This window comes from Ruegeria sp. BF7, assembly GCF_056538605.1.
Genome location: NZ_JBQFTM010000021.1, coordinates 1 through 21,424, shown reverse-complemented (window position 1 = coordinate 21,424; position 21,424 = coordinate 1). Strand labels below are relative to the sequence as shown.

Annotated in this window: 16 protein-coding genes and 3 pseudogenes; 14 read left to right on the top strand and 5 right to left on the bottom strand. The window is 58.5% G+C overall.

Going from position 1 to position 21,424, the window contains the following annotated elements; all coding sequences use genetic code 11:
• Positions 1–2: 2 nt before the first annotated feature.
• The 3 genes and pseudogenes from ACR0IK_RS22390 to ACR0IK_RS22380 all read left to right on the top strand — a co-directional run.
• A complete protein-coding gene (locus tag ACR0IK_RS22390; protein ID WP_480643348.1) occupies positions 3–902 on the top strand; it encodes a DUF2950 family protein in 900 nt (299 codons plus the stop codon).
• Between the two features lie 66 nt (positions 903–968).
• Positions 969–1,712: a DUF533 domain-containing protein gene (locus ACR0IK_RS22385; protein WP_480643347.1), complete on the top strand. Its 744-nt coding sequence runs from the start codon at positions 969–971 to the stop codon at positions 1,710–1,712.
• Positions 1,713–2,099: 387 nt separating this feature from the next.
• Positions 2,100–2,303, top strand: a pseudogene (locus tag ACR0IK_RS22380) (IS6 family transposase); the annotation flags it as partial.
• Positions 2,304–2,806: 503 nt separating this feature from the next.
• Here the strand turns inward: ACR0IK_RS22380 and ACR0IK_RS22375 are convergent.
• Positions 2,807–3,244 (bottom strand): acyl-CoA thioesterase, encoded by a 438-nt coding sequence (locus ACR0IK_RS22375; protein ID WP_480643346.1) that lies wholly within the window; start codon positions 3,242–3,244, stop codon positions 2,807–2,809.
• A 114-nt stretch (positions 3,245–3,358) separates the two neighbouring features.
• The gene (locus ACR0IK_RS22370) at positions 3,359–5,317 is read right to left on the bottom strand and encodes a 3-hydroxyacyl-CoA dehydrogenase NAD-binding domain-containing protein (protein WP_480643345.1); all 1,959 of its coding nucleotides are present in this window, start codon (positions 5,315–5,317) and stop codon (positions 3,359–3,361) included.
• A 249-nt stretch (positions 5,318–5,566) separates the two neighbouring features.
• On the opposite strand from ACR0IK_RS22370, the gene ACR0IK_RS22365 reads away from it, so the two are divergent.
• The 10 genes from ACR0IK_RS22365 (at position 5,567) to ACR0IK_RS22320 (ending at position 19,168) form a co-directional block, all read left to right on the top strand.
• Positions 5,567–7,111: a class I adenylate-forming enzyme family protein gene (locus ACR0IK_RS22365; protein WP_480643344.1), complete on the top strand. Its 1,545-nt coding sequence runs from the start codon at positions 5,567–5,569 to the stop codon at positions 7,109–7,111.
• On the top strand, positions 7,084–8,331 hold the full coding sequence (locus tag ACR0IK_RS22360) for an acyl-CoA dehydrogenase family protein (protein WP_480643342.1): 1,248 nt from the start codon (positions 7,084–7,086) through the stop codon (positions 8,329–8,331). Before ACR0IK_RS22365 ends, ACR0IK_RS22360 begins: the two co-directional genes overlap by 28 nt.
• A complete protein-coding gene (locus ACR0IK_RS22355) occupies positions 8,328–9,500 on the top strand; it encodes a CaiB/BaiF CoA transferase family protein (RefSeq protein ID WP_480643341.1) in 1,173 nt (390 codons plus the stop codon). Before ACR0IK_RS22360 ends, ACR0IK_RS22355 begins: the two co-directional genes overlap by 4 nt.
• The gene (gene pcaF, locus ACR0IK_RS22350) at positions 9,500–10,705 is read left to right on the top strand and encodes a 3-oxoadipyl-CoA thiolase (RefSeq protein ID WP_480643340.1); all 1,206 of its coding nucleotides are present in this window, start codon (positions 9,500–9,502) and stop codon (positions 10,703–10,705) included. The genes ACR0IK_RS22355 and pcaF overlap by 1 nt, the downstream gene beginning before the upstream one ends.
• Positions 10,706–10,878: 173 nt before the next feature.
• Positions 10,879–11,835, top strand: a complete 957-nt coding sequence (locus ACR0IK_RS22345) for a tripartite tricarboxylate transporter substrate binding protein (RefSeq protein ID WP_480643338.1) — start codon at positions 10,879–10,881, stop codon at positions 11,833–11,835.
• Complete coding sequence (locus ACR0IK_RS22340; protein WP_480643336.1) at positions 11,832–12,353, top strand: tripartite tricarboxylate transporter TctB family protein; 522 nt, start codon at positions 11,832–11,834, stop codon at positions 12,351–12,353. Before ACR0IK_RS22345 ends, ACR0IK_RS22340 begins: the two co-directional genes overlap by 4 nt.
• A 10-nt stretch (positions 12,354–12,363) precedes the next feature.
• Positions 12,364–13,878 (top strand): tripartite tricarboxylate transporter permease, encoded by a 1,515-nt coding sequence (locus tag ACR0IK_RS22335; RefSeq protein WP_480643335.1) that lies wholly within the window; start codon positions 12,364–12,366, stop codon positions 13,876–13,878.
• A gap of 60 nt (positions 13,879–13,938) precedes the next feature.
• Complete coding sequence (locus ACR0IK_RS22330; protein WP_480643334.1) at positions 13,939–16,806, top strand: FAD-binding and (Fe-S)-binding domain-containing protein; 2,868 nt, start codon at positions 13,939–13,941, stop codon at positions 16,804–16,806.
• 23 nt (positions 16,807–16,829) lie between these two features.
• On the top strand, positions 16,830–18,290 hold the full coding sequence (locus tag ACR0IK_RS22325) for a sulfatase-like hydrolase/transferase (protein ID WP_480643333.1): 1,461 nt from the start codon (positions 16,830–16,832) through the stop codon (positions 18,288–18,290).
• Entirely contained in the window at positions 18,287–19,168 is an 882-nt protein-coding gene (locus ACR0IK_RS22320) for an amidohydrolase family protein (RefSeq protein WP_480643331.1), read from the top strand. Before ACR0IK_RS22325 ends, ACR0IK_RS22320 begins: the two co-directional genes overlap by 4 nt.
• Here the strand turns inward: ACR0IK_RS22320 and ACR0IK_RS22315 are convergent.
• Both ACR0IK_RS22315 and ACR0IK_RS22310 read right to left on the bottom strand, forming a co-directional pair.
• The gene (locus ACR0IK_RS22315; protein WP_480643329.1) at positions 19,156–20,115 is read right to left on the bottom strand and encodes a LysR family transcriptional regulator; all 960 of its coding nucleotides are present in this window, start codon (positions 20,113–20,115) and stop codon (positions 19,156–19,158) included. The genes ACR0IK_RS22320 and ACR0IK_RS22315 overlap by 13 nt on opposite strands.
• Positions 20,116–20,185: 70 nt before the next feature.
• A complete protein-coding gene (locus ACR0IK_RS22310; protein WP_480643328.1) occupies positions 20,186–20,575 on the bottom strand; it encodes a hypothetical protein in 390 nt (129 codons plus the stop codon).
• A gap of 377 nt (positions 20,576–20,952) precedes the next feature.
• Here ACR0IK_RS22310 and ACR0IK_RS22305 point away from each other — a divergent pair.
• Positions 20,953–21,260 (top strand): annotated as a pseudogene (locus ACR0IK_RS22305) (LysR family transcriptional regulator).
• Here the strand turns inward: ACR0IK_RS22305 and ACR0IK_RS22300 are convergent.
• Positions 21,233–21,331: pseudogene (locus tag ACR0IK_RS22300) on the bottom strand (IS6 family transposase); the annotation flags it as partial. The pseudogenes ACR0IK_RS22305 and ACR0IK_RS22300 overlap by 28 nt on opposite strands.
• Positions 21,332–21,424: the final 93 nt, after the last annotated feature.

Below are 21,424 nucleotides of genomic sequence, written 5' to 3'. Positions count from 1 at the left end.
GCATGACCAATAAGCTGATCAAAGTAACCGCAATGGCTGCGCTGTTTTCCAGCCCGGTCTGGGCGGAACCTGCGGTGTATGACTCACCTCAGGAGGCGCTTGAGGCGATGGTTGCGGCCTTGAAAAGCCCGGAAGAGGGCGCTGTTCTGACCGTCTTCGGGGCGGACGCTGCGGACTATCTTTCCGACGGAAACCCGGTCGAAGACAAGATCAATAAACTGGCCCTGCTGTCCCTATACAAAGAAGGATATCGGCTTGTGCCGCAAGACGATGGCTCGGTCCTGATCGCACTTGGCGAGGAAGGGTGGCTGTTCCCGGTGCCCATCGCAAAGACGGACACGTCATGGTCGTTTGACAACGATGCAGGTCGCGAAGAGGTGCGATTGCGCGAGATCGGCAGCAATGAGCTGGATGTGATCGAATTGATGGAGGCCTATGTCGAAATTCAGGCTGATTTTCGGTCGCAGGATCAGGACGGCGACGGGGTCAGGGAATTTGCAAGCCAGATCATCTCAACCTCTGCGGAGCAGCGGGATGGGCTGTTCTGGGCGGATGAAGACACGCTATTGGGCGAGCTTTTCGCGCGTGCTTCGGCCCTTGGCTACAGTGATGGTGAAACCGATCACCCGCCCGAGCCCTTTTCCGGCTACTATTTCCGTATCCTGACAGAGCAAACCGATGCGGCACCCGGCGGTGCGATGGACTATTTCGTCAATGGTCACATGGTTGCAGGTCACGCTCTTCTGGCCGTTCCGGCGGAGTTTGGAGAGACAGGTGTGCACAGTTTCATGGTGTCGGAAAACGGCGTCGTGTTTGAGGCCGTACTGGGCGAGGACACGCTGGAAAAGGCGGCCGCCATAACGGGATTTGATCCGTCCGAGGACTGGCAGCCGGTCAACTAACCGGCGCGTCAACACAGATATTCGATATTGGAGATTTTTCGGAAGACTATCAGAGGATTTGCGACAATGAGTTTGGTCAAGACACTTGCGAAAGCTGCAGTTGGTATCGCGATAGCGAAGGGCGTTGGGGGCATGATGTCCCGGTCAGGCGGCGCATCGGCAGGGAGCGTTTCGGGTCGCGGCGCGCCCTATGGCGGCTCAGCTTCCCAATCGTCTTCGTCAGTGGGTGGAGGCTTGGGCGGTATGCTCGGGAAAATGCTGGGGGATAATGGACCCAGAGGCCGTGGTAGCCTTGGTGGCGCCTTGGACGAACTCAGCCAGATTTCGACGGGGAGTTTTTCAGGTGCGGAGGCCGCTGCACGTCCGTTTGATCCACCAAAACAAGGCTCGCTTGGCGACATGCTGAACCAGAGCCTTGAGGGGTTTGGTCAAAAGCAAGCCACGCCATCGCCCGAGCAGGAAGAAATGGCCGGTTTGTTGTTGCGCGCACTTATTCAGGCGGCAAAAGCGGATGGTCGCATAGATGCGAGCGAAAAAGAACAGTTAACGCAGCATCTTGGTGAACTGGACCGCGAAGAACTGGAATTCGTCAAGGCCGAGCTTGCCAAGCCCGTTGATGTGCCCGCGCTGGTTCGTGACGTTCCGGCAGGGGCGGGTGGGCAGGTCTACATGATGTCAGTCATGGGGATCGATTTGGATACAAACAAAGAGGCCCGGTACTTGCATGAGCTGTCACAAGCGCTGGGGCTCAAGCCAGACATGGTGAATTCGATCCACGACAGAATGGGTGAGCCGCGTCTGTTCAGATAGATCGGTCGGCTTATTCGGGGACTGTTGCGCGGTTCGTGACGAGTTCTTTGGGGATAGCGCCGTTTCAACATTCTGAGCGAACACTATTGGCGTTCAGTCTTTTGATGCCAATTTGATTTGAATAACGAACTGAGTGACCGGATCAACGTCTTTGTTTTCGAGCAAGGTTGCGAACTGGGTGTCCAAGTGTGTTTCATTCCAATTGCGCATGGCAATCGCAATCTCCAAAGCCGACGAGTGATCCTGTTCCAACTCTCGGGAAAAAGTCCTGATGATCTGATCTCTGAGCGACGGCGACACCGTACCAAAATCAGCCAAGGCATGAATGAGAGATCATTTAGGCATTGCTAAGTTGATCGCGTTGTCCTTCTCGGATAGCGCGGTACCATGACCATACCGACCTCATTACCGCGGCTGAAGGGCTTCAGTTTTCTGCGCGGAATCATCGCCTATGCGGTGTGGGTATATCATCGGTTTGCTATCAGCAGGGCGGATGTCGAGGATCTCGTGGCGGAGCGTGGCGTCATCGTCAGTCATGAAGCGATTCGTCTCTGGGTGAACCGTTTCGGGTCTCAGTTCGCGGCTTGTATTCCAATCCACGGCAGAAAACTTGGCAATGCCTCATCAAGCTCAATTGCCGGACAACAGAACAAGCAGTGGCGCGAGCTGTCAGCACGGGTATTCTGAAATGGACCGATTTCTTTGCGGACCCGGTCGCCGAACTTGCGGATGCTGAACGACAGACCCTTTGCGGTGGGATCGTGCGTTGGTTCGGAAGATCACACGAGTTGATAGCCTTCGAAGAAGGTCGGACGGTGCGGAACCTTGATAGCTTTCAGGCGGCTCAAGTCGCGGACCTGATGAAAGACTTCAATTTGGACACCACAAGGATACTGGAGGAACTTGGGTGCGACCGGGATCAAAGCGTGCGGGTCAGGTATCTCTGAAATTGGCTGGAGATGCGCTGCTTTTTCGAAGAAAGCGCAGTTACCCCGGCTTTCAACTTATTTACGATACGTGCTGTCCAGAACCTATTACCGCGCACGTGGATGTTCAAAAGTTTGCAGCTGATCTCTTGCGGAAAAAGCCAGCGATCATGGCTCGTCAAAAACCGGTCGCGGAGAGCCGTCTTTTTCTAGTGCGACAAATACGAAATCCGCATCCGTCACTTTCTCAGCATTGCCAGAGTATCTTGGTCTAGCCCAGGCATCTACGTGAATTCGCATCGAAGTTCGCCCGACGGCCCGTAATGTAGCATACAGGGTCACTTCGTCCCCTACTTTCACCGGCCTAAGAAATTTCATAGCTTCGACAGCGACTGTGGCACCGCGCCCCTGCGATACGCGACCTGCCATGTTGCCTGCCGCAAGATCCATCTGGGACATGAGCCATCCCCCAAAAATATCACCCGACGGATTGGTGTCTGCGGGCATGGCTATGGTGCGAATTACCAGCACGCCTTCGTCCTGTTGCCTGCCGTGCGAAGCAAGTTCCAACCCACGCGCCAGATTAGCGTTAACATCATTTGTCATATCAAACTTTTCCTATAGCTATGCGGGAAATACTCCGTATTCGAACCTTACGACTTGGCGCCAATCCCGCGCCCGTCGAGTTCATTGCCAGGCCAGCCGAAGTGACATTGTCGTTTAGCCGACGACGTTTATTCCATGATACATCGGTCCGCCCCTGTGACGCGGAAAGCCGTAGCCATTGACAAAGACTACATCGATATCGCCCGGTTTTGCCGCGATGCCTTCGGACAATATAGCCTTTCCCTCGTCATGCAGTGCACGGATACACCGGTCCGTTATCTCTTGAACCGACAAGTCACGATGCGCAATCCTCGCCTTTTTTGCAATGTCTCGTATCAGGGTAAGAACAATGTCGTCCAAATTCATGCTTCCCGCGCCGTAACTGTAAAACCCAGCCTGAGTCTTGCGCCCCTTGCGGTCCATTTCAACAAGGCGATCATGGACTTGAAATGCTAAAGGGTGAATCGCCCCGTCTGGCAGCGCCTTGCGCATCAGATAGCCGATATCGATGCCTGATAAATCGAGCACTTCAAATGGTCCCATTGCCATGCCGAACTGCCGCAACGCCGCATCGACCGGCTCGGGTGAGCCGCATTCCAGCATCAATAGACCCGCCTCTCGTTGATACGCTTGATACATGCGGTTTCCGATGAAGCCATGGCAAACCCCGGCGATGACGCCAATTTTGCCCAGTTTCTTCATTATCGCTGCCAGTGTCGCCGTGACCGCCGGATCAGTGCTGTCGGTGCGAATGATCTCGACCAGTTTCATGATCTGCGCGGGGCTGAAGAAATGCAGCCCCACCACGCGGTCTGGCCGGGACGTGGCGGTGGCGATCTCGTTGATGTCCAGATAGGAGGTGTTGGTGGCCAGGATCGCATCCGGATGGCAGGCTTGATCCAGCCGCGCAAAGATCTGTTTCTTGATCGTCAAATCCTCGACCGTTGCTTCGATCACGAGGTCGGTGGACGCCAGCGCCTGGTAGTCGGTGGTGGGTGTGACCTGCGCCAGAATCGTCTCGGCCCGCGCCGCGTCCAGCTTTCCGCGTTTGACCGCCTGTTCCAGATTGCCCCGAATACGTTCGAGCCCGGCCTGCGCGGCCTCTTCCGAAATCTCGACCAATGTGACGGGGATGTCCTGCGCCGCACAGACCTGCGCAATGCCTGCCCCCATGGTTCCGGCGCCTATGATCGCGACGCTGCTGATGTCGTCCGCCTGTGACAGGTCGAGCCCGCCGACCTTGTAGGTCGCGCGCTCGGCAAAGAAGATATGGCGCAGCGCCTTGGATTGCGGACTTTTGCGCAGCCTGAGCGACAGGGCGCGTTCGGTGTCCAGCCCGGCCTGAAAATCGAGGCCGGTCGCCGCCTGAACCGCGTCGATCACCGCCAGCGGCGCATCAAGCCCGCGTTTGCGCCTGCCACACATGGCCCGCCAACGATCGAACACACCCGCCTCAAAGCTTTCGGCGATAATCGGACGGTTCAGCTTGACCGGGGCTGGATCGAGCCTGATCAGCGTAGCCGCAAAGGCCATCGCATCGGGTTCCAGATCCTCGGCAATCGCATTGACCAGCCCGGTTTCCAGCGCTTTTTGCGCCGTAACGGGCTTTCCCTCGACCGCCATCTCCAAAGCGGACTCAACCCCTATCAGACGTGGAAGACGCTGCGTGCCACCCGCACCGGGTACAAAGCCCAGATTGACCTCGGGCAGGCCGAGACGGGCATCCGGGGCCGCGATCCGATGCGAGCACGCCAGCGCAATCTCGAGCCCGCCTCCCAGCGCCTGCCCGTGAATGGCCGCGACGATGGGTTTGGGACAGGATTCGATGAAACTCACCAGGTCGTTCAGATGCGGCGGCACCGGCGGCTCGCCCAGCTCAGACGCATCCGCGCCTGCCATGAAGGTCCGGCCCGCGCAGATCAGCACGCCAACCGCGATCTGCGGATCCGCGACAATGGCCTCAACCGCATCCCACAAACTCTGCCGGACCGCTTGCGAAATAGCATTGACTGGAGGGGCATCCACTCGGATCACCCCAACCTCCCCAATCCGTGTCACCGTCACCGCGCTCATGCTATGCCCTCCGGCTTGTATGATCCTCTGCCGGTATCTCTACCGAAGATTTCACCGAAAAAGGGCATAGAGAGTTCCGATCCCATCCAGACGCAAACCCTATGGGACCGCAAATCACACCCATATCGTTTTGCTATATCCAGCAGTCAAAAATGATATTTTCCTTATTGAACGCCACTCTCTACCTTTCCCGACCATCGGCTACGCCCCCGCTTCAGGCTGGGCCCATAAACGAACTGAGAGGTTGTAATGACGAATCTGGGATATCTTGTAACCCGCGCCGCCCGCTTCTGGGCCGACCGGATTGCGCTCAAGGATGAACGTGTTGCGCTCAGCTATGCGGAACTGGATGACCGGACAAATCGTCTGGCGGCGGCTCTGGCCGGATTGGGCGTCGCCAGGGGCGAGCGGGTTGCAGTATTGGCATGGAACCGGGTTGAAATCGCCGAAGCCGAAGTGGCGCTGTTGAAGGGCGGCTTTGTCCGTGTTCCGATCAACGCACGGCTGTCAGCGAAAGAAGTGGTGCATGTCTGCGCCGACAGTCAGGTTCGGGTCCTGATCACGGATGAGGCGCATTTGGCCGCAGCGCAGCAGGCCCTGACCGAAACATCTGGCCTGCAAACCCTTCTGGTCATGGGAGAGGGCGGTAGCTACGAAGACGCGCTGACACAGGCCGACAACGCCCCTGTCTGTGTCGAGGCCGATCCCGATGACATCGCTGTGCATCATTATACTTCCGGATCATCTGGCGTACTCAAGGCTGCGATGCATTCTGTGCGCAACCGGCGCGCCATTCTGCGCAAGATCACATTCCGGTCGCGCCTTTATCCAGATCAGCACGAGACTTTTCTGCATGTGGGGCCCATTACCCACGTGTCCGGGATGGCATTGCTGCCCATGCTTGCGCAGGGGCATACCAATATTATCCTGTCGCGGTTTGATGTGGATACGTATCTTTCAACGCTGGAGCGTGAGAAGGTGACGCAGACCTATCTGGTCCCGACCATGATCAACCGCATCCTCGCCGCACCGAACCGAGGCAACTACGATCTCGCCTCGCTCAGGCTGTTGCGGTATGGCGCGGCACCGATTTCGCCTACGCGCCTGCGCGAAGCGGTCGAATTCTTTGGCCCGATCCTGAACCAGGGGTACGGCGCGGGAGAGGTTTGTTCATCCGTCACGATCCTGACCGAAGCGGACCACCGATTGGCAATGGATACTCGACCCGAGCTGTTTCAGTCATGCGGTCGCCCGCTGTTCGAGACCGAAGTGAAAGTGGTTGACGACACGGGCAACGAAATGCCCGTAGGAGAGGCCGGAGAACTGGTGATACGCGGTGAAGATGTGATGCAGGGCTATTTCAACGCCCCAGAACTGACGGAGCCGGTGTTGAAGAACGGGTACTACCACACCGGTGACATCGCTTACATAGATGATACCGGCTATATCTTCATCATCGACCGCAAGAAGGACATGATCGTCACCGGTGGCTTCAATGTCTATCCCAACGAGGTCGAGAATGCGCTGTTCGAACATCCCGAAGTCTATGAGGTGTGTGTTGTAGGCGTACCAGATTCCGATCTGGGCGAGGCTGTGAAGGCGGTGATCGTTCCGCGCGATGAGATCAAGATAGATGCTGATGCTCTGATTGCACATTGCATAGAAAAACTCGGGAAATTCAAGAAACCGCATTCGATCGATATCGTGAGCGAACTGCCGAAGAACGACGCTGGAAAGATTCTGCGTCGCCAAGTGAGAGACGGCTATTGGGCCAACTCGGATCGGAAGGTGTGACCATGGATCAGGGGCTAAATCTCGCGACGTCGGGCCTTGAGAGCCAAGCCTTTGCCGACCTGCGGTCGAAAGTGAACAATCTGCTCTATGATGAAATGATCCCGTTTGAACAGGAGCATGGTCTAACCCACGAAACCCGGTTCGAACGGGCGCAGCTGGAAGAATGGTGGAAACGCTCACGCGAGTTGGGCATCTATGGCTGCAACCTGCCTGAAGAATTTGGCGGGCTCGGTCTGTCCATCGATCAGCTGTGCACGCTCAAGGCCGACTGCACGCGGTCCAACGCGGCGCTTTATGGCTGTGTGCTGGGTGAAAACGGCGGACCGATGCGGATCGGGTACATCATCACCCGCGCGACCGACGAGCAAAACGAAGAGTTTTTCTACCCCGCCGCGCGCGGTGAACGCGCCGGCTGTTTTGCGCTGAGTGAGCCCAATGCGGGATCGGATGCGATGCGGATCGAAACCACCGCCGTCAAGGATGGCGACGACTACATCATCAACGGGCACAAACGCTATATCACCGCGTCGCGCACGGCGGATTTTGCCATCGTTATGTGTGTGACTGACCCGGAAGCGGGGGCAGACGGCGTGACTGCGTTTCTGATTGATGCGGCCTCGCCCGGGTATCGGGTCGAAGGGCATTACCTGCCGATGTCCGGTCAGCATATCGACAATGACATCATTCTGGAAAATGTCCGGGTGCCTGCGCGCAATATCCTTGGAGGATTGGGCAACGGGTTCAAGCTGGGGATGGAGCGGATCAACATCAACCGTCTTCTCCAATGCCCCACCATGCTGGGCCATGCGCAGTTTGCTCTGGAACAGACGGTGGATTATGCCAACCGGCGGGTACAGTTTAAACAACCCATCGCCAACTTTCAGGCGATCCAGCACATGCTGGCCGATATGAAAACCGCGAATTTTGCCGCTCATTCGATGATCCACGCCGCCGCCGCCAAGGCTGATCGGGGCGAGAACATTCGGACCGAGGCGGCCATGTGCAAGGTTTTTGTCGCCGAAAACGCCTTTCAGGTGGCTGATAAGGCGATCCAGATCCATGGCGCGACCGGCATGACCAAGAACCACCCCGTCGAGTGGGTGTTCCGCCGTCTACGCATGTTCCGCGTATTGACTGGCAGTTCCGAGATTCAGCGCAACACCATCGGTAAAGGTATCCAAAAAGAATGGAAACAGACACATCCGGAGGCGGCGCAATGACGAATGACTGGTCCTTCCTGAACGGCATGCGCATCGTTGATTTGTCGCGCCTGTTGCCGGGTCCCTTTGCAACGCAATCGCTGGCCGATCTGGGTGCCGAGGTCATCAAGATCGAAGAGCCCAAACATGGTGATCCGGGCCGTCGTCTTGGAAAGGACATGTTCGCGCGTCTGAACCGGAACAAAAAATCCCTGACATTGGATTTGAAATCCGATGAGGGCAAAGCGGTGTTGACCGACCTGCTTAAGAGCGCGGATGCGGTCATCGAAAGCTTCCGCCCCGGCGTGATGGATCGGCTAGGCTTCGGGTACGAGGACGTTCGGGCGCTAAACCCGGCCATCGTCTATTGCTCGCTATCCGGGTTTGGTCAGACCGGTCCCTATCGCCATCGCGCCGGGCACGATATCGATTTTCTGGCTCTGTCGGGTTATTTTGCCGTCCCCAGCCAGGTCAATGACAAGCTGGCCCGCCCCAAGGTCCGCCTTTCGGACTATGCGGGTGCGATGTATGGCGCGCTGTCGTTAGCGGTGGCCATGGGTTCGGCCAGGATCAGCGGTCAGGGTCAGTATCTGGACGTCGCCATCACCGACGCGATGGTGAACTGGTCCGCGCCCTTGGTGCGGATCGCGCATGAACTGTGCGAGGGCGACCCCGACAAGATGTCCTTTGTCATGCCTGACAATGACATCTTTGAAACCAGCGATGGCGGCCATATCGCCATCGGGTTGTTCGAAAACAAGTTCTGGGTGCAGCTGGCGGTGCTGATGGAGGCAGATTTCCCGCAACTCGGCCGCCCCGAATACGCCACCAACCAGTTGCGCAATCAGTGCAAGCACGAGGTGCATGCGATGATGTCGGAAATGTTCGCTTCTAAAACCATGGCCGAGTGGGAGGCGCTGTTCCACCCCACCGATCTGCCCTGGGCAGTCGTCTATCAGGACATGCGCCTGTTCGACGATCCGCACCTGCAGGATCGCGGAATGTTCGGAGAGCTGGGCGAAGGTGAAAACAAGAGCTTTCAGGCCGGGTACCCGACCAAGTTCTCGGCCGGTCTGAACGAGTTCAACCGCCCCCCGCCCGCCAAAGGTCAGGACACTGATGAGATCCTGCGGGGGCTGGGCCATGACACTGCCGCCATTCAGGCAATGCGCAACGCCGGAGTGATCTAATGAACGAGGCCTTCATATGTGACGCCATCCGCACACCGATCGGGCGCTATGGCGGCGGGTTGTCTTCCGTCCGCGCCGATGATCTGGGAGCGATCCCGCTGCGGACCTTGATGGCGCGCAATACGCAGGTGGATTGGGCGGCGGTCGACGATGTCCTGTTCGGCTGCGCCAATCAGGCGGGCGAGGACAACCGCAACGTCGCGCGCATGTCCTCGCTACTGGCGGGTCTGCCCGACACCGTCTCAGGCACAACGCTGAACCGGTTGTGCGGGTCAGGTCTGGACGCGGTCAGCTATGGCGCGCGCGCGATCCGGGCCGGAGATGCAGACCTGATCATCGCGGGCGGCGTCGAAAGCATGAGCCGCGCGCCCTTTGTGATGCCAAAGGCAACCTCTGCCTTTTCCCGCGGGGCAGAAATCCATGACACGACCATCGGTTGGCGCTTTGTCAACGCACAGATGAAAGCGCAATACGGTGTCGACTCGATGCCCGAGACGGCTGAAAATGTGGCTGAAGAATTCGGGATCAGCCGGGCAGATCAGGATGCTTTCGCCCTTCGCTCACAACAGCGCGCAGTGGCGGCGCAGAAGGCGGGCGTATTGGCGGAAGAGATCACATCCGTGACCGTACGTCGCCGCAAAGGCGACCCGATGGTCATTGACGCCGATGAACATCCCCGGCCGGAAACCACACTTGAAGGGCTGGCCAAACTGCGTGCACCGTTTCGTGAGGGCGGATCGGTGACTGCGGGCAACGCCTCGGGTGTAAATGACGGTGCCGCAGCGCTGATCATTGCCAGTGAAGATGCCGCAAAACGCCATGGCCTGACGCCGCGCGCCCGGATCGTTTGCGCGGCTACGGTCGGGGTCGCACCCCGGATTATGGGCTTTGGTCCGGCGCCAGCAACACAGAAGCTACTGGCGCGCGCAGGAATGAATATAAGCCAGATCGATATTGTAGAACTTAACGAAGCTTTTGCAGCACAGGCTTTGGCCGTGACAAGGGCACTGGGGCTGCCCGATGATTCCCCAAAGGTGAATCCCAACGGAGGCGCGATTGCACTGGGTCACCCGTTGGGCATGTCGGGGGCGAGACTGGCCTTGACGGCGGCACACCAACTGGAGCGAGGGGGAGGAAACCGAGCGATCTGCACAATGTGCATTGGCGTCGGTCAGGGAATTTCACTTTTGCTGGAAAGAGTTTAGCCGAGGGGCAGATGAGCCCCGGGCGTTGGAGGGACCATGAAATCTTCCAATATGATTTTCCGATGGGGTAAATCGCAAGATAGTATTTCCTGAATGAATAGAACCAGCGATAGCCTCTGAGAATGGAACAATAGTCGCTGCCGTAGTGCCGCGAACTCGATGGGAGGAGAACCATGACAAACCTAGGATGGATGAAGAGCCTGGCCGTTGGTGCGGCATTGGCCGTGGCAGGAACAATGGCCCAGGCAGACGGTTTCCCCGAGCGCCCGATCGATATGATCGTAGGTTTCAAAGCCGGTGGTGGCACCGACACCTATGCCCGTGCGCTGGCCAGCGCGGCTGAGGCGCATACCGGTGGACAGCCGGTGGTTGTTGTCAATAAGCCCGGTGGCGGGGGCCTTGTCGGCGGCCGTTTCGTGGCGGACCAACCGCCCACCGGCTATACCCTGTATCTGGCCTCGGCAGGCTCGATGGTTCTGAAGAACCTGATCAAGCCGCAGGTTGTTTCAACCGACGACTTCAAGATGGTTGGTACTATCGGCGAACTGACCGCCGGTATCTTCGTGCCCGCGGGATCGCCCATCCAATCGCTGGACGAGCTGCTCGAAGCAGGCAAATCCTCAGACACTGCGTTGCGTTGGGGCCATACCGGTCGCGGCAATGTCTGGCATATGGCGGGTCTTGGTGTTCTGAAGCCCAATGAGGTCAAGGCCAAGGATGTGCCGTTCAAGGGTGGCTCGGGTGTGCGCGCGGCACTGGCCAGTTCAGAAGTTGATTTCGGCGTCATGGGCGCGCATCTGGGCCGTGGTTTCGAAGACGAAGTTCGCCTACTGGCGGTACTGTCCAACGATCCGCACCCGGCAGCTCCGGACGCACCAACCGCCAAGTCCCTGGGCATCGACTTCATCCCGGTCTCGTCGCAGATGATCGTGATGGCACCGGCCCGCACTCCCGATGATGTCGTGGCGCAACTGTCCGAAGCTATTGTCGCGATCACGCAGGACGCGGCTTATCTCGACACGCTGACCACCGCCGGTCTGCCGACCGCAAGCGTCAATGGCGCGGATACTGCCGCAAATATCGATGTGTCCAAGGTTGAATGGGGCAAGCTCCTGGAAGGTCTGGAATGACCCAGAACATCGATATCAACGTGGCGCGCAAAACTGCGCGTCACAACATTGTGGCGGGGGCCGCGCTGGCTGCGCTGGCCGCCTTCTTTTTCTGGAAATCCTTCAACATCTCACTGGATTTTGTTGACGAAGAAGGTGTCGGACCCCGGTTCTTTCCACAGGCGATCTGTGTGGCGCTTGGGCTGATCGGTTTAATCCTGATTGTTTTTGGTTTCCGTGGCCAGACCGCACCTGCAGATAGAAGCAGCTTTGAGGCGAAACGCTTCTTTTCTGACGCCGTGCCACTTTTCCTGCTGGGTCTGGCCTTTGTCTGGATGTTCGGTGCGTTCGGTTACGTCACCGCCTGTTTCGTAACGCTGTTCTGTGCGGCGCTGCTTTTTGCCGTGCGCCCCCCTGCCCTGATCCTGCTACCGGTGATCGGAACAGCCGTGCTGTATCTGCTGTTCTTCAAGCTGATGACAGTGTTCGAACCAGCCGCTACCATCTTCAACCCCCTGTCCCTGATCGGGCTGAAGTGAGGAATGTGACATGGAACTTCTGAACGGTTTCTACACCATTTTCACCACACCCGAGACATTGATGTTCGTGGTGCTGGGCTCGATCCTCGGTGTGATCGTCGGTGCGGTGCCCGGCCTGACGGCCTCGGCCGCGATCGCAATGCTGGTGCCAATTACCTATTACATCGATCCTCTGTCAGCGCTGGCTTTCCTTTATGTCATCGGCAAGGCAGGGCGGTTCGGCGGATCCATTTCGGCCATCCTGTTCAATACTCCGGGAACAACGGCCGCGGCGGCGACGGTTATCGACGGGCACGCGCTGACCAAGAAGGGTCAGGCAGGCAAAGCGCTCAAGACCGCGACAACTGCGTCAGTCATTGGCGACTATGTCGGTGAGTTCATGCTGATCTTCGGTGCGCTGACCATCGCACAGCTGACTCGCGAACTGGGACCGCCGGATTACTTTGCAATCTATGTCTGCGCCTTCCTGATCATCGGTTCGGTGATCTCGGATTCCGTCCTCAAGGGCATCGCCTCAACCCTGTTTGGCGCAACGCTGGCGATGATCGGACTGGATCCGATCACATCCGAGCCGCGCTATAGCTTCGGGATGGTCGAACTGTATAACGGCTTCTCGCTGGTGCCGCTGCTGATCGGCATGTTCGTGATTTCCGAGGTGTTTGCGCAGGTTCAGGCCGCGCGTTCCGGTCAGGCGCAACATGACGAAATCGCAGCCCGCAAGCCCGAGGATGACCAACTTAGCTGGGCCGAAATCAAACGCTGCCTGCCCTTTATCTGGCGTGGATCGTTCATCGGCGCGCTTGTGGGCCTTATCCCTGGCGTCGGCTCGGCGGTGGCCTGTTTCGTAGCCTATGGCTCATCCAAGGCCAAAGCCAAGAACAAGGACGAATGGGGCAAAGGTGCCATCGAAGGCGTGGCCGCGCCCGAGGCCGCCAACAACGCGGTATCCGGCCCGTCGATGATCCCGTTGCTGGCGCTTGGCGTTCCGGGTTCGACCATCGCGGCGATGCTGATGGGTGTGTTCCTGATCCATGGTATTCAGGTTGGCCCGAAAATCTTCGAGACGTCGGGCGACATCGTCTATGGCCTGTTTGCCGCCGGTCTGATCGGTATCGCGCTTTATGGTCTGATCGGCTGGTTCCTGGGCCCGGTCATTGGCCGCGTCATCGACAAGGTGCCTCAGAGGCTGATCTATCCGACCATCCTGGCGGTAGCCCTGATCTCGGCCTACACCGCGCGGTCGTCGATGTTCGACGTACTGGTGGCATGCATCTTTGGTCTGATCGGGTACTTCATGCGGACGCTGAACTTCAGCCCTGCTGCGGCGATCATTGCCTTTGTGCTGGCGCCGGGTGCCGAACAGGCGCTGCGCCAGTCGGTGCTGTTGACCGATGATGGGTTCGGCATCTTCCTGCACCGCCCGGTCGCGCTGATCTTCTTTGCTATCCCCGTGATTGCAATTGGTATCCGCATCATCGGACGGATGCGCGCCCGCAAGGCCACTCCTGCTGAATTGCAGACCTGACAAACCCCTGCCCGAGTGCCCTGACCGGCGCTCGGGCACACCAACAGGGATTCTGAAGAAATGCTGGACGACACCGCATCCAATTTGCGGCAGTATCTGAACGCCCTGCGCGCCGATGGCTTTGGCGGCGATATCGCCGAAGACGAAGCCGCGCGGCTGGTCGGGGCGACCGACAACAGCATTTATCACATCGCGCCTCAGGCGATCCTGTTTCCAAGGGATGCCGCCGACGTGGCAAAGGCCGCAGCGCTTGCGGATCGGTTTGAATTCGCGCTGACCGCGCGCGGGGGCGGAACCGGCACCAACGGCCAGTCGCTGAATGACGGTGTGGTGATCGACATGTCCCGGCACATGATCGGCATTCTATCATTGGACATAAAGGCGCGCTCGGTCACTGTCGAACCAGGCGTCGTGCTGGACCAGCTCAACGCCTATCTCAGACCGCATGGTTATTTCTTTGCCCCTACAGTTTCCACATCGTCGCGGGCAACGGTGGGCGGCATGTTCGCGACCGATGCAAGCGGCAAGGGCAGTCGGATTTATGGCCGTATGTCGGACCATGTTCTGAGCGCCGATATCATTCTGGCCAATGGGAGAAGTGCCACGGCCACCACTCACGCAACTTCGGATGCCGAACTGGAGCGTATCGGCAAGGCCATCCGACGTGATCTGAACATCCACTCCCAAGAGATCGCCCACCGCTGTCCCGCCATGAACAGGGGCTTGACCGGCTATAACCTGGACGAGGCGCGTTCCGATGCGGGTGATCTCAACTATATCAAACTGCTGGCCGGGTCCGAGGGAACGCTGGCCCTGACCACAAGGTTGACACTGCGCATCACACCGATCCCCAAGACGCGCGCTCTGACAGTGCTGGCCTACGACAACTGCGTGGCGGCGCTGGATCACGTTCCGTACCTGGTCAAGGCGGAACCCGCAGCCATCGAATTTCTGGACGACAAGATCCTGAAACTTGCCGTAGCCTCACCAATCTGGAGCGAGGTGGAAAGCGTACTTGGTCAGATCGGCGAGGCGGGCGGGTTTCTTTTCGTCGAATTCACCGGCGAAAGCGAAGACGAACTGCACGCCGGTCAGACTCGTTTGGCGGATGTCCTTGGCCAGAACCACGTTGCACTTTCCGCGAAGGTAAAGACAGCTGAACCCGCTGAAATGTCAGCGATGTGGGAAATGCGCAAACGCTCGGTCGGCTTACTGGCAGCAGTGGAAACCAGCCGTATCGGTCTGCCCTTTGTCGAGGATGCAGCCGTGCCACCGGAAAACCTGTCGGCCTTTGTGGCCGAGTTCGGCCAGTTGCTGGATGCATGCGGCCTGACTTACGGCATGTTCGGCCATGCCGATGTGGGCTGTGTGCACGTGCGCCCCATGCTGAACATGCGCGATCCGGCGGACCGGGACCAGATCCGTCCGATATCGGACGCGGTGTCAGCGCTATGCCAAAAGCATGGAGGCCTGATCTGGGGTGAGCATGGCAAAGGGATGCGGGGCGAATATGTCGAGACATATGTAGGTCCTGACCTTTATGGCGTGATGCGTCGGGTCAAGGCCGCTTTCGATCCCGACAACCGGCTGAATCCGGGCAAGCTGGTGACGGCGGCCGACAGTGACATGACAGTGATGAAGCTGGACGCCGTGCCGATGCGCGGAGCGCGAGATGCCCAGATCGACGACACGGTCCATGCCGATTTCGACCGTGCCATCGCCTGCAACGGCAATGGGGCCTGTCACAACTGGGCACCCAGCGATCCGATGTGTCCGTCCTACAAGGCCACGTGCGACAAGGTTCAGGCCCCTAAGGGCCGCGCCAGCCTGTTTCGCGAATGGGCACGGCTCCGCTCGACCGGCGAAGATGCTGCCTGGGTGGAAGAGGCGCTGAAGGACAGTCTGGACACGTGCCTGTCGTGCAAATCCTGCACTGGTCAATGTCCGGTCCGCGTTGATATCCCAGCGATGAAATCCGCCTTCCTGCATGAATACTTCAAGACCCGCACCCGCCCCGCGCGCGACCATGTGCTGCGTCATATGGAGCGACTTTCGCTGGCCCTGCGCAAGCTGCCGCGACTGGCCAATCTGCTGGCGGGCAATTCTCTGACGCGCGCTGTGCTGAACCGGGGGTTTGGCCTTGTCGATATCCCACGCTATGCCGCCCTGTCCGCCGAACAGGCGGTGCAGGACGCCGGAGGTCGCTTGGTCTATCCCCACGCACCGCCGCCCGACTGGGGGCAACGCCCCGTTCTGCTGGTGCTGGACAGTTTCACCGGTGCCTTCGACACCAAAGTGATCGCGCAATCGGCGGCTCTGCTGGGCCGGCTGGGATTTACTGTCTGGGCCATTCCACCGGTCGCCAACGGCAAGGCCCGGCAGGTCCGCGGCATGATGAACGCTTTTGCAGCGCAGCGCGATCAGACCACCGCTCTGCTGTCGCAGTTTAGGGCAATTGATCTGCCACTGATCAGTCTTGAGCCCGCCGTGACCGACCTGCTGAACAAGGATTACGATCTCGGTGCAGGTCAGGTCCTGTCGCTCGACCGCTTCTTGTCCGACAATCTGCACGCGCTGCCCCGGCTGCCCAACGATGAAGCCACACGCTACACCTTGTTCACCCATTGCACCGAGAAAACCGCCGACCCCGCCACCCCCCGACGCTGGCAGTCGGTGTTTCGGCATTTCGGACTGACGCTCGACATCGCCGATACCGGATGCTGCGGCATGGCAGGGTTGTTTGGTCATGAAGCCGAACACCGCGCCATGTCTGGCCAGCTTTTTGACCTGTCCTGGCGTGAACCTCTGGAAACCGCCGGGCTCGGCGCGTTGGCCACCGGGTTTTCCTGCCGGTCCCAGGTCGGACGGTTTGGCGACGCCAAACCCGCACACCCCTGTTCTGCGCTTCTGGCGCGGCTCGAACCGTAACCACTGGAAGAAACGAGGCCCCCATGACCGCCCATAACATGATTGTCCTGATGTCTGATGAACACGCGTCTAACATCATGGGATGCGCCGGACATCCATTCATCAAGACACCCAATCTGGATCGACTGGCCGCACGGGGCACCCTGTTCGACAGCGCCTATACCAACGCACCGATCTGCGTGCCCGCGCGCGCCAGCTTTGCCACCGGCAAATATGGCCACCAGACCGGCCACTGGGACAATGCCACACCTTATACCGGCGAACCGAAATCCTGGGGTCACTACCTGCAGCAGAACGGCAACCCTGTGGGCTCGATCGGAAAACTGCATTACCGCAACGAATCCGACCCCGTGGGGCTGGATTTCCAGCAGATCCCGATGCATCTGGTCAATGGTGTCGGCGACGTGCTGGGCTGCGTCCGCGAGCCGATGCCGCGCCGCTGGAAGGCCCGCGATCTGGCCGACAGCGCCGGCGCGGGTGAGACCTCGTACACCGCATATGACCGCAACATCACAGACGCAGCTTGCGAATGGATTGCCGAGCGTGGAAACGAACCGGAAAGCGACAAGCCATGGACTGTGTTTATCTCGATGGTCGCGCCCCACTTCCCGCTGACCGCGCCGCAGAAATTTTTTGACCTATACAAAGACATGGACCTCAAGCCTTCGAAACTTGCGCGCGAGGATGACCACCCCTGGCTCAAGGCACTGCGCCATTGCTTTGTCTACGACAATTTCAACGAGGAACGCACGCAGGCCGCGCTGACGGGATATTTCGGGCTGGTCAGTTTTATGGATCACAATGTTGGCCGCATTCTGGATGCCATCGAAGCCGCCGGCCTGACCGACAACACCAACGTCATCTATGTCAGCGATCACGGCGACAACATGGGCGAACGCGGAATGTGGGGCAAGTCCAACATGTATGAAGAGGCCGCCGCCATTCCGATGATCATGGCCGGGCCGGATGTGCCGGGCGGCAAGGTCAGCAAGACGCCAGTGTCGTTGGCTGATGTTTTCCCAACCGTGTTGGATTGCGCCGGGCTCAGCGCCGATGACCCCGAACTGCCCGGCCGGTCGCTGTTCCAGATTGCGTCCGAGGAAGATTGCCCGAACCGTACCGTGTTTTCTGAATATCACGCCGCAGGGGCAATGTCGGGGGCTTTCATGATACGCAAGGGGCCGTGGAAATACATCTATTACACCGGGATGGAGCCGCAGCTCTTCAACCTCGGCACCGACCCTGCTGAGATCAACGATCTGGGCACCGTGCCCGAGCACGAAGCGATCCGCGCTGAGCTGCATGCCGAATTGCTCAAGGTCTGCGATCCTGATGCGGTCGATCGTCAGGCCAAAGCGGATCAGGCGGCGATCATCGAGAAACATGGCGGGGTCGAGGCGGTGTTGGAACGGGGCGGATTTGGCGCCACGCCTGCCCCCGGCGCAAAGGCTGACTTCGTTGCCTCTAAGGGTGCTTCCACATGACCGAGGGCAACCCCCAGATCCCTAACTGCGCCGGTCCCGATCCGTTCCCCCGCGCGCCACAATTCGCAATGCCGCCACTTGCCTGTGATTGCCATTCCCACGTGTTTGGCCCGCAAGAAAAATACTCGATGGTGTCGGACAGGTTTTATACGCCACCCGAGGCATCCTTAGCATCCTACGAACATCTACTGGCCACTCTTGGTTTCGAGCGCGCTGTGATCGTCCAGCCCAGCATTTATGGAACCGATAATCGCGCAACACTGGAGGCGGCCGAAGCCGACCGCGAACGATACCGCGCAATCGTGGTCGTCGATGGTACAGTCACCGAGGAACAATTGCAGCAGATGCACGATCAGGGTGCGCGCGGCGTCCGGGCTAACCTATTGTTCAGCGGCGACAAGGCGATGGCTGAGGTGCGCACCATAGCCGACAGGATCGCGCCATTGGGCTGGCACCTGCAGGTGCTGTTGGACATCAGCACCTTTCCTGACCCTTACGCCTATTTCTCGTCCCTGCCGGTACAAACCGTCTTTGATCATATGGGGCACTTTCCGGTGAGCAAGGGGATCGGGACCGCGGGGTTTCAGGATCTGCTGAACCTGATGAGCGAAGGCAAAGCTTGGACCAAACTGTCGGGCGCGTATCGGATCACCGGCCAGACCGCACCGCAATATGACGACGTCACGCCCATCGCCCAAACCCTGATCACCGCGAACCCGGATCAGGTTGTTTATGGCACCGATTGGCCGCACCCGCATATTCCGGTGGCGATGCCCAATGACGGCGATTTATTGGACGAATTGGCCCTTTGGGCGCCCGCGGCGGCTACCCGAAACGCAATCCTTACGGACAATCCCGCGCGTCTTTACGGATTCTGATCCTCGGGCAGCACATGCCGGAACGTGCCCCGGATCACACCGCTTTCGAACAGTTCGTGGCAGATATCCAGCAATTCCTGCCTGACTGCCCGAGACGCAGCGTTCAGCGGCTGATTGCGTGGCCAGGTTAGGTACACTTCGCGGATCAGATCCGGGTTGATCAGCCGTTTTGCCGAAATCTCTCCACGACGCCAGAGACCATCGATTGAGGGCCAGGGCAACACTCCGGATGTTACGCCGCTGCGAATGTAGCTGATCCGCAGACGTGCGGACTCGGTCGTCACACGCAGGTTCAGCGTGCGCCCCATCTTTTCCGCGACATCTTCGACAATCTCGCGCACGGCATGCGACTGTTGGCTCAGTACCAGAGGTGTAGAAAACAGCGCTTTGACATCCACGGTCTCATCCCCCGAGCATGGCTTGTCGTCAGATTTGCGGCGGGACGCAAGATACAACGGTTCTGTATAAAGATGTAAGTATTCAGCCTTGGGGGTTTTGTCGCGGGTTGCCAGAACACCCAGATCTACCCGGCTGTTTTCAACCATCTCTTTTACGTTCAGGGCCAGCTCTTCCATAATCCGAAGCTCGACCTCGGGGTACTTCTCGGCAACCCGTTCCAGCAACAATGGTGCCACGTGAATGCCCAACATCGGAGGGACAACAATCGAGACCTCACCGCGCGGGGTATCGGCCTCTTTCCGAACGTCGTCGGTTGCCTCTTTAATCTGTGCAACGATCTTGCGGGCGTGATGATACAGAACTTCGCCTGCCTTCGTTGGCTTGACCCCACGGGATGATCGCACCAGCAGTTCGGTGGTCAGCTCCTCTTCCAGATTGGCGATATGCTGGCTGAGCGCGGGTTGCGCGATATGAAGGACCCGCGCAGCGCTGGATACGCTGCCCTGATCGACAATTGAAATAAAATACCGAAGCTGGCGGATATTCATCGCACACCTGAATACAGTTCGCAGTCGAGATTACTATATCCCGGCGCGCGACAGAAGAAAATGTGATCGCTTACTGGCGTGCTTCCTGCGCAAAAGATGATCGCATCTGCGCTGCCCAAACGCCGGCAATTCGCGTGATCACCCAGAGAGACCGGAAAGAAACCAGCGGTTGCCCGGATTTGTCGAACCGGTTCACCATGACGTCCAGATGCACCTTGCTGGCCTCGGACTGCAGCGGCCTGAGATGTCCCCACTCCGTGTGCCCCCAATTGTCGCCCGCGCGGGAGTGGAAATCTATCAGATAGCTGTCAGGGCTATCCCAGATCTTTACGGTTTCACCTGCCAGGCGAAAATGCGGAAAATGCAGCGTCTCTGATATGGCTGCGGCATCACGGGCATTCAGTGCCTGAACGTGGCGGTGCATCACGTCTTTGGCGGCCGCAACGGCGTCCTCGTACATTGTTTCCTCACTTCCATATCCGCCGCACTTGTCTTCGGCATTCGCGTGAATTGAACGATATCCGCGCGGGTTCGGTTCCAAAAATATCTTTTCGATATGATCGCCAGACGAAATTCGGATAGCTCGCCGCAAGCCAAAGATTACAGCCAGAGAATCGCGCATTGCGGTCTATTCAGACACTTGATGGACGTGATGTACTGCAATCCCATCAGGTTAAGATTTTGGTCACTTTGGGAGCGGTGCCACGCCACTTGAATCCGGCAATCTACGAAATCCTGCTCGCTTATTTCGTGCATAAACTGGACGATACCGGTCAGATGCTTCCCAAAGCGCAACAAATCTAACGCCACAGCCGGAGACCAAGGACGTCCGCGAGAATGCCCAAAATTGCCTCGCTGAAGCTATTTGCCGAGGTCATGCAGACGGGTACCATCGCGAAGGTAGCGGAACAGATGCGCCTGACGCCGTCAGCCGCCAGCTATCGGCATTAGAACGCGATCTGGAACTGAAGCTTTTCCGCCGTGAACGGCAGCGCCTGATCCCGACCGAAGCCGCAGAAACCCTTTTGCCCGAGGCAATGCGCGCACTGAGCGTAATGGACGAGCGGTTCTGTCGCGTATTCTTTTGTAGGGTTAGAAGATGGCGCCGGCGGGTCGATTATCCTGCCAGTTGGGCAAATTGCTGAAACCGAGAGAGTCCGGGCGTGAATTGACCTTTGCGGATCATGTTGACCAGTTCGATACCGGCTAGGGCAGATGGGTTCTGTTGCGAAGTTTACCGAAGTTCAGAGAAATACATCGGTCCTGCTTTGTTATGCGAGCAGTTCTTTGAATTGTTGAAAGGGACAGA

What these genes read in the sequence shown, in the direction of transcription:
- ACR0IK_RS22390 (WP_480643348.1), top strand. Translation starts at nt 3, where the DNA reads ATGACCAATAAGCTGATCAAAGTAACCGCAATGGCTGCGCTGTTTTCC.
- ACR0IK_RS22385 (WP_480643347.1), top strand. Translation starts at nt 969, where the DNA reads ATGAGTTTGGTCAAGACACTTGCGAAAGCTGCAGTTGGTATCGCGATA.
- ACR0IK_RS22375 (WP_480643346.1), bottom strand. Translation starts at nt 3,244, where the DNA reads ATGACAAATGATGTTAACGCTAATCTGGCGCGTGGGTTGGAACTTGCT.
- ACR0IK_RS22370 (WP_480643345.1), bottom strand. Translation starts at nt 5,317, where the DNA reads ATGAGCGCGGTGACGGTGACACGGATTGGGGAGGTTGGGGTGATCCGA.
- ACR0IK_RS22365 (WP_480643344.1), top strand. Translation starts at nt 5,567, where the DNA reads ATGACGAATCTGGGATATCTTGTAACCCGCGCCGCCCGCTTCTGGGCC.
- ACR0IK_RS22355 (WP_480643341.1), top strand. Translation starts at nt 8,328, where the DNA reads ATGACGAATGACTGGTCCTTCCTGAACGGCATGCGCATCGTTGATTTG.
- pcaF (WP_480643340.1), top strand. Translation starts at nt 9,500, where the DNA reads ATGAACGAGGCCTTCATATGTGACGCCATCCGCACACCGATCGGGCGC.
- ACR0IK_RS22345 (WP_480643338.1), top strand. Translation starts at nt 10,879, where the DNA reads ATGACAAACCTAGGATGGATGAAGAGCCTGGCCGTTGGTGCGGCATTG.
- ACR0IK_RS22340 (WP_480643336.1), top strand. Translation starts at nt 11,832, where the DNA reads ATGACCCAGAACATCGATATCAACGTGGCGCGCAAAACTGCGCGTCAC.
- ACR0IK_RS22335 (WP_480643335.1), top strand. Translation starts at nt 12,364, where the DNA reads ATGGAACTTCTGAACGGTTTCTACACCATTTTCACCACACCCGAGACA.
- ACR0IK_RS22330 (WP_480643334.1), top strand. Translation starts at nt 13,939, where the DNA reads ATGCTGGACGACACCGCATCCAATTTGCGGCAGTATCTGAACGCCCTG.
- ACR0IK_RS22325 (WP_480643333.1), top strand. Translation starts at nt 16,830, where the DNA reads ATGACCGCCCATAACATGATTGTCCTGATGTCTGATGAACACGCGTCT.
- ACR0IK_RS22320 (WP_480643331.1), top strand. Translation starts at nt 18,287, where the DNA reads ATGACCGAGGGCAACCCCCAGATCCCTAACTGCGCCGGTCCCGATCCG.
- ACR0IK_RS22315 (WP_480643329.1), bottom strand. Translation starts at nt 20,115, where the DNA reads ATGAATATCCGCCAGCTTCGGTATTTTATTTCAATTGTCGATCAGGGC.
- ACR0IK_RS22310 (WP_480643328.1), bottom strand. Translation starts at nt 20,575, where the DNA reads ATGTACGAGGACGCCGTTGCGGCCGCCAAAGACGTGATGCACCGCCAC.